Origin of the sequence: Gordonia sp. HS-NH1 (assembly GCF_001418765.1) — a bacterium.
Lineage (GTDB): Bacteria > Actinomycetota > Actinomycetes > Mycobacteriales > Mycobacteriaceae > Gordonia.
Genome location: NZ_LIYC01000021.1, coordinates 16,955 through 29,252, shown reverse-complemented (window position 1 = coordinate 29,252; position 12,298 = coordinate 16,955). Strand labels below are relative to the sequence as shown.

The window sequence follows — 12,298 nt, the reverse complement described above, 5'->3', positions numbered from 1 at the left end:
TCCGTTCACCCCGCGACTTTCTGGCGGGCCCCGAGACGCGAGAGCCAGGGCGCGAAGCGGTAGATCCGGTATCCCACCTTGGCTTCCACGGTCACCGGCACCACCGCCTTGTCGTGCTCGATGGCCGCGACGATCTCGCTCGCCACCCTGTCGGGGGTGAATCCCCGGCGCCGGTAGAACCGATCCAGCCGATCTCGTTGTGAGTGCTCGGTTTCGGCGTCGAGTCCGGCGATCGGTGTCGAGGAGACGATGTTGGTGTCGACGAGTCCGGGGCAGATCGCGCTCACACCGATGCGGTGCTCGGCGAGTTCGGCGCGCAATGACTCCGAGAACAGCAGAACGCCCGCCTTCGACGCCGAGTACAGCCCGAGGCTGCGCGACGGGGTGAACGCCGCGGCCGACGCGATGTTGACGATGTGCCCGCCGACCCCGCGCTCGACCATCTGGCGGCCGAATTCACGACTGCCGGTGACGACTCCGCGCAGGTTGACGTCGAGGAGACGGTCGACCTGTTCGTCGGAGGCGGCCAACACCCCGCCGGCCAAGCCGATCCCCGCATTGTTGACCACGATGTCGGGGACTCCGTGGGTACGCCGGACCTTCTCGGCGAACGCGGCGAAGGCTGCGGTGTCGGCGACGTCGAGTTGGTAGGCCGTGGCCTGCCCGCCGAATCGTTTCGTCTCGCGCGCGGTTTCCTCGACCGAATCGAGGTCGAGGTCGGCGAGCACCGACTCGCAACCGCGTTCGGCCAGCGCGTACGCGGTCTCCCGGCCGATTCCGCTGCCTGCGCCGGTGATCACCACGAGCTTTCCCGTCAGCCGATTCGGCGGACCGACGACGCGTGACCGACCGAGTGGGGACGAGGGGTCGATGCCTGCGGTCTGGGCGGAGATGAAGTCACGGGCGACGTCGGCCACATAGTCGGGACGTGTCAGCGGGAGCCAGTGACCGGTCGGGGTGCGGTGCCGCCAGAGGCGATGGGCGTAGAGGTGTGTGTCGTCGAAAATGGCCGGGCGCAACGCGATGTCGCGCTCGTTGATCACCTCGAGCACCGGCACGGATGTGGGCCGGGGGTCGGGATTGCGCAGCTTGGGCCGGATGTTGGCGCGGTACAGGCGGAGTCCCGAGATCATGTCCTCGCGGAGATTCGGCTGGAAGGTGGCGTTCTCACGCGGCGTGCCCTCGACCCGGTACAGGAATTCGCGCCAGAGACGTTCGGACCCGGCCGCGCGGAAGAAGAGCTTCGGCAGGACCGGCAGTTGGAAGAATGCGGTGTAGGCCGACGAGCCGCCCTGCGCGAGGCTCTGCGCGAGCCGCCGGGGCGTCGGGCGAGACAGGTTGTTCCGCGCCCAGGTCCCCAGCTGGTCGAGGTTGGGGCCCGAAATGGACACGAAGGACGAAATACGGTTCTCGGCGCCGGGACGCACGACGGCCTCCCATGCGGTCACCGAACCCCAGTCGTGCGCGACGACGTGCGCCGGCTCGTCCGGACTCGTGGCCTCGAGGACCGCGAACAGGTCGTCGGCCATCGCACTGAGGCGATAGGCGTCGTCTCCGTCGGGATGGTCGCTGTCTCCGAAGCCGCGACAGTCGTACGCGACGACATGGTGGTCTTCGGCGAGTCGGGGCGCGACGTGGGTCCACAGGTGGTGACTGTCCGGCCAGCCGTGCACCAGCAGCACGGTGGGTTTGGACGAATCGCCCAGTTCGTAGGTGGCCAGCCGGATGCCGTCGTCGGTGACGGTTCCCCGCCGCCAGTCCGGTTGCTGTCGTGCCTTTTCGGACATGTGTGTCACCTCGCTGTGAATGGCCCCGACGCCGATCCTCGGCATGGCCTACGGGTTCATGCGGCGAGACGCGGAACGTTCGACGACGGACCCGATGGAGGTACACGTTACCAACGGTTACACAAATGTCCAGACCCTGGCGAAACAGCGAGGGCCCGGTCGCATGACCGGGCCCTCACCTGGGACTTTTCGCAGGATTCCGCGGAATCACTGCCGATACGACGACAGGAAGTTGCCGATACGTTCCACGGCCTCGGTCAGATCCCGCGACCACGGCAGGGTCACGATGCGGAAGTGGTTGTGGTCGTCGAGGTTGAAGCCGGTGCCCTGGACCACGAGGATCTTCTCCTGCAGCAGCAGGTCCTGGACGAACAGCTCGTCGTTGTGGATCTCGTAGACCTCGGGGTCGAGGCGGGGGAAGGCGTACAACGCGCCCTTGGGTTTCACGCAGCTGACCCCGGGGATCTCGTTGAGCTTCTCCCATGTGACGTTGCGTTGTTCGTACAGCCGGCCGCCAGGGGAGACCAGGGCCTCGATGGACTGGTATCCGCCGAGCGCCACCTGGATCGCGTGCTGGCCCGGCACGTTGGCGCACAGACGCGTCGATGCCAGGATGCCCATGCCCTCGATGAAGCCGCGGGCGTGGTCCTTCGGTCCGGTCATCACGACCCATCCGGCGCGGTAACCGCAGACGCGGTACGCCTTCGACAAGCCGTTGAACGTGAGGCACAACAGATCCGGCGCCAGTGACGCCACGTTCACGTGCTCGGCGTCGTCGTAGATGATCTTGTCGTAGATCTCGTCGGCCAGAATCAGCAGCGAATGCTGCCGTGCGAGTTCGACGAGCTGCTCGAGGACCTCACGCGAGTAGACCGCGCCGGTCGGGTTGTTCGGGTTGATGATGACGATCGCCTTGGTGCGGTCGGTGATCTTCGCGGCGATGTCGGCGACGTCGGGGTTCCACCCGTTCTCCTCGTCGCAGCGGTAATGCACGGGCTGCCCGCCGGACAGCGAGGTCATCGCGGTCCACAGCGGATAGTCCGGCGCGGGGATCAGGACCTCGTCGCCGTCGTTCAACAGCGCCTGCATCGTCATGGTGATGAGCTCGGAGACACCGTTGCCGAGGATCACGTCGTCGACGTCGAAGTACGGGAAGTCGGGGATGAGCTCGTAGCGGGTCACGACGGCACGACGCGCCGAGAGGACACCGGCGGACTCGGAGTAGCCCTGTGCGTAGGGGAGGGCGTGGATCATGTCGCGCATGATCACGTCGGGGGCCTCGAAACCGAACAACGCCGGGTTGCCGATGTTCAGCTTGAGGATCCGGTGGCCTTCTGCCTCGAGGCGCTGCGCGTGCGCGTGGACGGGACCACGGATCTCGTAGCACACGTTCTGCAACTTGAGCGACTGCTCGAGCGGCTTGAGGTTCTGGTTGAGGTGCGAAACATGGGGCCTACTCACGGGTACATTGTCGCAGCCGGTGGCAAATGCGTTTCTGCCAGTGGGGGCAAGGCCCCCTCGAAAAACAGATGTCGCCTGTCGTTGCGGTGAACGCAACGACAGGCGACATCTGTCGGGCCCTGGTGAGCGACTACTTGTGGCCGGGCCGCTTCTTCCCGGCCGCGATGCCGAAGCCCTTGGCCTTCGACGCCCCGGCCTCGGCGACCGTACGAGCCGCGGACGAGCCGTTGCTCGACGCATCGGGTGCCTCGGTCGCGGGTGTCTCCTCGACCGGGGTCTCGTCGGTCTGCGCGGCGTCGGGTTCCGGTGCCTGTTCCGGCTCGGGAGCCGCTTCCGGTGCCGGCTCGGGAGCCGGCGCGGCTGCCGCCGGGGCGGCCTTGCTCGCGCCGCCCGGACGCTTCTTGCCCGCTGCCATCCCGAAGCCCTTGGCCTTGGCCGGCTTCTCCTCGGTCAGCGCGGCAGCCGAACCACCCTGCGGTGCCTCGGGTTCCGGTGCCTCCGCCGTCTTTTCGGCCGGGGCGTCGACGGCCTCGGTGGCCGGTGCCGGCTCCGCCTCGGTCGGCGTGGGAGCCGCCTCGGCAGCTGCAGCGGTCGCAGCCGGCTTGGCTGCGGACTTCCCGATACCACCGGGCCGCTTCTTGCCCGCGGACATCCCGAAGCCCTTGGCCTTGCCCGGCTTCTCTTCCGTTGCGGCAGCGACAGATGTCTCGGTCGCAGTCTCGGTGGTCGCAGTCCCGGCGGTCGCCGATTCGGTGTCGACGGTCGGTGCGGCGTCCGGTGCCGATTCGCTCTCGTCGACCTTGCTCTCGGCTGGAGCGGTCACCCCGGCCGCCGGAGCTGCCGCGTTCGTGGTCTTCTGACCCGGCCGCTTCGCCTTGCCCATACCGAAGCCCTTGGATGCGGGCTTCTTCTCGGCCGCGGTCTCGGTGGCGGTCTCGGCGACCTCCTCCTTGACCGCTTCCGACGACTCGGTCTCGGCAGGCACCGGCTGCGCGGTCCCCCCGGCGGGCTTGCCGGCCGCGCCGGGACGCTTGGCGCCGCCCTTCATGCCGAAGCCCTTGGCGGCGGGCTTCTTCTCGGCGGGTGCCTCGGCAGGGGCCTCCGCGGGTGCGGAATCCGTGGCCGGAGCAGCGGACGATGCCGCGGCGCCGGGCTTCTTGCCGCCCTTCATCCCGAAGCCCTTGGAGGCCGGCTTCTTCTCGGCCGGTGCCTTCTCGGCGGGGGCTTCCGGCGCTGCGGTCTTGGCCGTCGCACCCGGCTTCTTGCCGCCCTTCATGCCCAGGCCGACCTTCGGCTTCGGCGCCGCCTCGGTGGTCGCCGAGGCAGATGCGGTCGCCGCGGCGGGAACCTTCTCGGGCTCGGGTTCGGGCTCCGGCTCCGCAACGGTCGGACGCGGTCCGAGGAACCGGCCGCCGAGCTTGACCTCGGTCCGGTCGCGCTTGACCGATTCGAGCAGCAGCTGCGCGACGTCGACGACCTCGACCTTGCCCTCGGACTCGGTGCCGCTGGTCCGTGCGGTCACACCGTCGGTCAGCATCACGCGGCAGAACGGGCAGCCGGTCGCGACCTTCTTGACCTGATCGCCGGTCGTGTCGCCCAGGGTGTCGAGTGCCTCGTCGACCCGGTCGAGGTTGATCCGCTTGCCGATCTGCTCTTCCATCCACATGCGGGCACCACCGGCACCACAGCACATGGACCGTTCGCCGTGACGCGGCATCTCGGTGAGGGTCGAGCCCGCGGCGCCCATCAGCTCACGCGGTGCGTCGTAGACCTTGTTGTGACGGCCCAGGTAGCACGGGTCGTGGTAGGTGACGCCCTCGCCGAGCGGTGCCACGGGGACGAGTCGCTTGTCGCGCACGAGGCGGTTGAGGAGCTGCGTGTGGTGGACGACCTCGTACTTCGCGCCCAGCTGCGGGTACTCGTTGCCCAGTGCGTTGAAGCAGTGCGCACAGGTGACGACGACCTTCTTGCGCTGGTCCGGCGCGGTCGCGAAGACCTCGCCGAGCATCTCGATGTTCTGCTGCGCGAGCATCTGGAAGAGGAATTCGTTGCCGGCGCGTCGCGCGGAGTCACCGGTACAGGTCTCGCCCTCGCCGAGGACCATGAAGTTCACGGCGGCCATGTCGAGCAATTCGGCGACGGCCTTGGTGGTCTTCTTCGCGCGGTCCTCGTAGGCGCCGGCACAGCCGACCCAGAACAGGTACTCGAAGCCCTCGAACGACTCGACGTCCTTGCCGAAGACCGGGATCTCGATGTCCATCTCGTCGATCCAGGCGGTACGCGCGGAGGCGTTCTGGCCCCACGGGTTGCCCTTGTTCTCGAGGTTCTTGAACATGCCGGCCAGCTCGGTCGGGAAGTCCGACTCGATCAGGACCTGGTAGCGGCGCATGTCGAGGATGTGGTCGACGTGCTCGATGTCGACGGGGCACTGCTCGACACAGGCACCACAGGTGGTGCAGCTCCACAGGGTCTCGGTGTCGATGACGGCGCCCAGGGCCTCCGGATCGAACTCGCCTTCCACGGCCTCGACGACCTGACCGCCACCGAGATCGCCCTTCGACTCGCCGACCAGCTTGCGGGCGGCCTCGGCGCGCGCCGCCTCGGGGATGGCGTTGAGCTTGTCCTCGTCGACGTTGCCGTCGGCGTCGACCAGGCCGACCTCGTCGCCGCCCATGTCCTTGCGGCCGCCGGCCAGCAGGTAGGGCGCCTTGGCGTTGCCGTGGTCGCGCAGCGACATGATGAGCAGTTTCGGGCTCAGCGGCTTGCCGGTGTTCCAGGCCGGACACTGCGACTGGCAGCGACCGCACTCGGTACAGGTGGTGAAGTCGAGCCAGCCCTTCCAGGAGAAGTCCTCGATCTTGCCCGCGCCGAACGCGTCGACGTCGGGGTCGGCGGTCTCCATGTCCAGGACCTTGCCCTGGCTCATCATCGGCTTGGCGGCGCCGAGGGCGACGCCGCCGTCCTGCTCACGCTTGAAGTAGATGTTGAAGAAGGCCGAGAACCTGTGCCAGGCAACGCCCCAGCTGATGTTCATGCCGACCATGGCCAGCCACACCATGCCGCTCATCAGCTTGATGACGGCGAAGATCGACACCAGCGTCGGGGAGGCCGGCAGGATCTTCGCCACCTGCATGGTGAAGAAGTCGGAGTAGACGTTCGCGTGACCGTAGGTCGCGATCTTCGACGCCTTCACCAGGATCATGCCCAGGCCCTCGAGCAGCACGACGCCCTCGACGAAGTACGCCGGACCGAAGCGCGAACCGCCGAAGCGGGACAGCCGTTCCGGGACGCGTGGGTGGTTCAGCTGCCGGATGACGATGAGGACGATGATGCCGACCACGGTCGCGATGCCGAGGAGCTCGTCCCACAGGTGCCACGCGAACGTGTCACCGAAGACCGGCCAGTGGAACTCGGGGTTGATGGACTGGCCATAGGCCTCGAACCACAGCAGGAAGCCGCCGAGGAAGCCGACCATCACGAGCCAGTGCGCCCAGCCGACGGTGCGGAACTTCACCATTCGCGTGTGGACGATGAACTCTTTGAGCATCGTCATCATGCGCGGCAGGATGGGCCAGAAGCGGGAACTGTCGACCTTGTGTCCGAGCTTGATGGTGCGGTAGATCCGCACCACGCCGCCGAGGAACAGGTACCAGCAGAACAGGCTGATCACCGCGGCTGTCGTGCCGATGGCAATCGTCGTGGTAGTCACGGGCGCGTACCGGCCTTTCGTCTAGGTCGTCCGCCGCCGGGTCGCGGAACGCGAGGCTGGGTACCACGGGGCGGTGTACTACAGATAACCGTAATTCCTTGCGCCACCGGCGCGCTGCCAAGGCTGGCCTAATTACGCAGGTCTACCTCATGACCGATGATACTCGCCAGTAACTTACTGTCGAGTCAGGGTGGGCGACACCACGTCTATACCGCGAGCCCCGCGGGGGTTCACCGCGTGTGCGCGACCTTCTCGAGCTCCTCGAGCGCGGTGTCGAGGTGTGTGAGCAGCCGTTGGAGGCTCGGGAGCTGGGCGCGAGCACCGATCAGGCCGAAGTTGATGTGATCGGCGGTGCTGGTCACGGTGATGTTGAGCGCCAGTCCCTGCGTCGGGATTGAGACGGGATACACACCGTCGAGTCGGGCGCCGTTCCAGTAGAGGTGCTTTGTCGGGCCAGGCACATTGCTGATGATGATGTTGAACTGCGGCGGGACGTACTGCACGAAGCCGGGGACGGTGGCGAAGGCCAGGGGCGCGAAGTTGGCCGCGCCGAGGGCAAGGGCCTGCAACGGCCGCAGACCGCGGACCACGGACTTGCTGTGTCGCGCCGAATCCACGAGCTTGTCGAGCCGGCGTTCGGCATCGGGTTCGTCGGTTGCCAGGCTCACCAGGATCGCGGTCACCGCATTTCCGTCGTCGTCGCCGTCGGTGTGCATCGACACCGGTACCGCGGCGATCAGCGGCGCGTCGGGCAACGCGTCCTGGTCGATGAGGTACGACCGCAGCGCGCCCGAGCACATCGCGACGATGACGTCGTTGAGGGTGATGCTGCGGGCGTCTGCCACCGCACGGAGACGGTCGAGTTCCCACTGCTGGGAGGCGAACCGGCGGGCGCTGCCGATCGCGACGTCGAGGATGGTGCGCGGTGCTCGTCCGAGGGGCGCCACGAAGTCCGGATCGCGCAGACCGGCGACGGCCACCTTGGCCGCGGCCGGTCCGAGGCCGGCGATCTGGCCGGCCACGTTCGCCAATCCCGACACCCGGCCGCGCAGACTCGGCGCGGGACGGGGACGGCGACGTTCGGCGAGCGCCGGGTCCCACGGTGCGGTGCCCGACCGGTCGCCGGGGTCCTCGGAGAGCGTGCGCTGCAGGAGTCGCAGGGCGGAGACGCCGTCGACCACCGAGTGGTGGATCTTGCTGTAGAGCGCCACCCGCCCGTCCGCGAGGCCCTCGATGACATGGATCTCCCACATCGGGCGGAACCGATCCAGCAGTGCCCCGTGGTTGAGTGAGACGTATCGCAACAGCTCGAGCACGCGTCCCGGGCGGGGGAGGACCGCACGACGCACGTGGTAGTCGAAGTCGATCTCGTCGTCGTACGACCACGCGACGTTGCCGAGTATCGTCACCGGCGAGGCCGGGCGTTTGCGGAAGAGCGGATGGATCTCGGTGCAGCCGCAGAACGCCTCGATGATCTCCTCGGCGAGCTCGCTGGACGACTGGCCCTCGCGTGGCACGAACAGCTGGAGTCCCCCGACGTGCATGGGTTGTTCACGTGTCTCGGCCAACAGGAACATCGACGAGGTGACCGGCATGTACGGCATCGCACCATCACTTTCAACACCGCGGGGTGGTGCGCACAGGCTGAGCGCGACCGGGTCCTCCAAGTATCACGGGGTGACCGCCGGGCCCGGGCTGGAATGGCCATGTTGGGGACGGGCTCCCTACGTTGTAGGGGTGAGATCGGGTGCTCGTCTGGTGGTGCCGGCACTGCTGGTGCTGGTCGAACTGTGGATCACCGTGGCCGTCACCTGGATGTACTTCGCGTCGGCGGGCAGGGTCGACGACGCGCCCGCGCCCGCTTCCCGTCCGACGCTGCTGGTGTTGGGTTCGCTCGTCCACGACGACGGGTCTCCCGGCGACTACGTGCGCGGTCGCCTCGACACCGCGGTGGAGCTGTATCGCGCCGGAGGTGTTGATCGGATCATCAACTCCGGCAACGGTTCCGAGGAAGCCGGGAACGAGCCGGCGGTGATGCGGAGCTATCTGGAGGATCGCGGGGTGGCGTCGCGGGTGATCGTCGGCGACCCGGCCGGTCTCGACACCGCCGCGAGCTGCCGGCGTGCGCGGGTGGTGTTCGGCGTCGACGAGGTGGTCATCGTGACGCAGGACTTCCACCTTCGCCGGGCCATCGCGTTGTGCCGGTACCAAGGTGTCGACGCGCGCGGCGTCGCGGCCCGATGTGACTGTCCCGCCTGGACTCTTGTGCGCAATCACATCCGCGAGACCGTGTTCGCCGGACCGCGTGCGGTGCTGACCGCGGTCAGCTGACCCTGCTGCTTCCCGAGGTGACTCACCACCACCGCAGCGACCGCTGCAGGTCGGCTTCGACGGCGGGGATGAGGCTGCGGACGAAGGTCGCCGACAGGTGGTGGAAGTCGTGCCACACCAGGATGTTCCCGACGACCGCGGGGCAGTAGGTGTCGTCGCACATGGCGTCGGTGTAGTCGAGGAAGCTCATGTTGGGGAACTCGCCGGCGAGCGGGGCCGCGGGGTCGGCCGGTGCCATCGCCTGGTCGCGGGGCACCCCGCACACCTCGGGTTTGCGGCCGCTGGCGAGACACTCCGGTGGCTTGAGTTGTCCGGTCGCCCAGGGGTTGTCGCGGACCGCGACGACGCGCTGGCCGCGGTCGCGGAACTCGGCGAAGATCTCCTCGTAGTCCTTGGGCACGTAGTCGCCGTCGCCCGACTCGACCGGACGGGTGCTGTTGGTGAACACGACGTCGGGTTTGTCGACGGCCAGACGTTCCATGACCCGGCGCGACCAGTCGTTGCACTGGTAGTACTTCTGGCCGAACCAGGTGAAGACGTGCTCGGTCGTGAGAGCACACCCGACCTTGAGGTAGGTGGTCACGCGGAAGCCGTGGCGTTTGCCGATGGCGTCGAGGGCGGTGATCCACTGTTCGGCGTGCGAACCGCCGACGAGCGCGATCGTGCGAGTGGCGTCGACGTCGCCGTAGTACCCGACCTTGATGGACGGGTCCTTCCATCCGCTGATGATCGAGTCGTAGGAGGTGATCGGCCAGTCCATGTCGACGACGTCGGGGCTCGGTTGCGCGGTCACGTTCGGCACCGGCGCCCCGTCGAGGAACGCCCGCGCACCCGGGTAGAGGCGCGGGTCGAGATTCTGGGTGTCGAGGGTGGCGTTCGCGGCGTCGCGCTGCCAGGTCACCGCGGCAGCCCCGGCCGCGACGCTGATGACGACCAGCACCGCGACGAGCGCGCGACGGTAGCCGCGGGTGTCCTGCGGCGCCGGCCGCGCCGTGTCCGCCCGCTTGCGGTCGGCCTTGCCCGCACGCAGCGGCGCCTCGACGTACTTGGTCGTCAGCCAGGCCAGTAGGACCGACACGGCCAGGATGGCGGTGCCCTCGAACCACGAGACGTCGTCCTGATAGCGCCAGGCCAGGTAGAAGATGAGCACCGGCCAGTGCCACAGGTACAGCGCGTACGCGATCGAACCGAGCCACACGAGTCTCGGATGCGCGAGGCCCCGGCTGACCCCGGACCGGATGGAGGTCTGGCCGGCCGTGCCCGCCCGGTCGATGGGGGCGGTCTGCGACGATCCGACCCAGATGAGCAGGAGGGTCGCACCGACCGGGACGAGCGCCCACGCGGCCGGATATTCCTGGACCCCCGCGATCCACCACCCGCACGTGACGATGAGGCCGAGGGCGATGATCCCGAGCAGATCACGCACCCGCTGCGACAACGGGATACGTGGCATCCACACGGCGAGCAGACCACCCACGAGCGGTTCCCACAGGCGGGCGACGGTGTCGTAGTAGGTGAACGGCTGGTTGATCCCGTGGCGGTGGTTCGCCCACGCGAACGAGCCCAGTGCGACGACGCCGAGCGCGATCCCGACGACTCCACGGACCACCTTGGGGTCGGCGAAGAACGCGGATCGGCGGCCCAAGGCGCGCAGCACCGCGCCCAGCGCCAGCGCGCACACGAGGGTGAGGACGAAGAACTGGCCCTGCATCGACATCGACCAGAGATGCTGCATCGGGCTGTTGGCGGAATCGGCGGCCGCGTAGTCCTGTGACTCGAACGCGAGATGCCAGTTCTGGTAGTACAGCGCGCTGGCCTGGAGTTCGGCGCCGAGCGGTCCCCACCGGGTCGTCGGCATGATCAGCGCGATCAGGCCGGCCGTGACCGCGAGCACCAGCAGCAGGGCGGGCAGCAGCCGGCGGAGGAGCCGGGAGAACCGCGGCCACGGATTGATCGCCGCACGCCACGAACTCGTCGCGGGCTGCGTGGCCAGGACATGTTTGAGCAGGGAGGCGACGAAGAAGTAGCCCGACAGGGTGAGGAAGACGTCGACGCCGCCGGACACCCGGCCGAACCAGACGTGGAAGATCGCCACCAGCGCGATCGCGACACCGCGCAGCCCGTCGAGGTCCAACCGGTACCCGGACGTGTTACCGGTCGCGGCGTCCTCGTTCGGGGTTGCGACGGGTGTCGCTTCGGTCAGGGGCGTACGCACAGAGGGCGATGGTACTTGCCGGCACCTGAGGCCGGCCTGGCACGAGCGGGGTGTCGTCGGACCTCACAGCAGACTCATGGGAACACGCTCTCCACGAAGTCCGCGTCGCGGGCCCGGCAGCGCCGTACCATCCCTCGCATGCTGCTCTTGTCGATGGGCGTGTCGGTCGACGGCTTCATCTCCGATCGCGACGGCGACTTCAACTGGACGGTCCCCGACGACGGACTGTTCGCCTTCCACACCGAACGGGTGGCCGAACTCGGCGCATTCGTGTGCGGTCGACGTCTCTACGAGGCGATGGTGGTCTGGGAGACCGACCCGCGGATGCGTGAGAACGAGGCCCACGCCGCGTTCGCCGACATCTGGACGGCGCTGCCCAAGGTGGTCTTCAGTCGCACCCTCACGGCGGTCGAGGGCAATGCCCGGCTGGCTCGGGGCCCGCTGGCCGACGAACTCACCGCGGTGCTGCACTCGACCGACGCCGACGTCGAGATCGGTGGTGCCGACCTGGCGCGGCAGGCCATCGAACTGGGATTCGTCGACGAGTTCCGCATCTTCCGGTATCCGATCATCGTCGGTGGCGGTACACCGTTGCTGCCGCCGGTCACCTCCCCGGTGCAGCTCCGACTCGCCGAGACCCGCACCTACGAGCAGGTGGTCTACGAGCGCTATCTCCGCGTGCGCGACGAGGCGTAGTCCTCCACCCCCAACGGGCGCCGGCGCGCGAGCCATTCGTTCTCGATGCGTCTAACCCTTCATCCGCACCGATCGCCCCGGCACCCTGTCGAGCAGCCA

The 12,298-nt window shown here is 68.0% G+C and carries 7 protein-coding genes; 2 read left to right on the top strand and 5 right to left on the bottom strand.

Features of this window, described 5'->3' with window-relative positions; all coding sequences use genetic code 11:
• Nucleotides 1–5 precede the first annotated feature (5 nt).
• From AMD30_RS15055 to AMD30_RS15040, 4 genes are all read right to left on the bottom strand, one after another.
• Entirely contained in the window at nucleotides 6–1,787 is a 1,782-nt protein-coding gene (locus AMD30_RS15055) for an SDR family oxidoreductase (protein ID WP_055476199.1), read from the bottom strand.
• A gap of 207 nt (nucleotides 1,788–1,994) precedes the next feature.
• Entirely contained in the window at nucleotides 1,995–3,248 is a 1,254-nt protein-coding gene (locus AMD30_RS15050) for a pyridoxal phosphate-dependent aminotransferase (protein ID WP_010843717.1), read from the bottom strand.
• Nucleotides 3,249–3,378: 130 nt separating this feature from the next.
• Nucleotides 3,379–6,957: a (Fe-S)-binding protein gene (locus tag AMD30_RS15045; protein WP_055476161.1), complete on the bottom strand. Its 3,579-nt coding sequence runs from the start codon at nucleotides 6,955–6,957 to the stop codon at nucleotides 3,379–3,381.
• Between the two features lie 230 nt (nucleotides 6,958–7,187).
• The gene (locus tag AMD30_RS15040) at nucleotides 7,188–8,561 is read right to left on the bottom strand and encodes a WS/DGAT/MGAT family O-acyltransferase (protein WP_010843715.1); all 1,374 of its coding nucleotides are present in this window, start codon (nucleotides 8,559–8,561) and stop codon (nucleotides 7,188–7,190) included.
• A 154-nt stretch (nucleotides 8,562–8,715) separates the two neighbouring features.
• Between AMD30_RS15040 and AMD30_RS15035 the strand changes: the two genes are divergently transcribed.
• A complete protein-coding gene (locus AMD30_RS15035) occupies nucleotides 8,716–9,288 on the top strand; it encodes a SanA/YdcF family protein (RefSeq protein ID WP_055476160.1) in 573 nt (190 codons plus the stop codon).
• A gap of 22 nt (nucleotides 9,289–9,310) precedes the next feature.
• Here the strand turns inward: AMD30_RS15035 and AMD30_RS15030 are convergent, their stop codons facing one another.
• Nucleotides 9,311–11,503, bottom strand: coding sequence for an acyltransferase family protein (locus AMD30_RS15030; RefSeq protein ID WP_055476159.1), 2,193 nt, complete (start codon nucleotides 11,501–11,503; stop codon nucleotides 9,311–9,313).
• Nucleotides 11,504–11,641: 138 nt separating this feature from the next.
• On the opposite strand from AMD30_RS15030, the gene AMD30_RS15025 reads away from it, so the two are divergent.
• Nucleotides 11,642–12,199 carry a dihydrofolate reductase family protein gene (locus tag AMD30_RS15025; protein WP_055476158.1) on the top strand — a complete coding sequence of 186 codons (558 nt, stop codon included), beginning with the start codon at nucleotides 11,642–11,644 and terminating at the stop codon, nucleotides 12,197–12,199.
• Nucleotides 12,200–12,298: the final 99 nt, after the last annotated feature.

Coding starts and splice junctions, on each gene's coding strand:
- AMD30_RS15055 (WP_055476199.1), bottom strand. CDS start 1,787: ATGTCCGAAAAGGCACGACAGCAACCGGACTGGCGGCGGGGAACCGTC.
- AMD30_RS15040 (WP_010843715.1), bottom strand. CDS start 8,561: ATGCCGTACATGCCGGTCACCTCGTCGATGTTCCTGTTGGCCGAGACA.
- AMD30_RS15025 (WP_055476158.1), top strand. CDS start 11,642: ATGCTGCTCTTGTCGATGGGCGTGTCGGTCGACGGCTTCATCTCCGAT.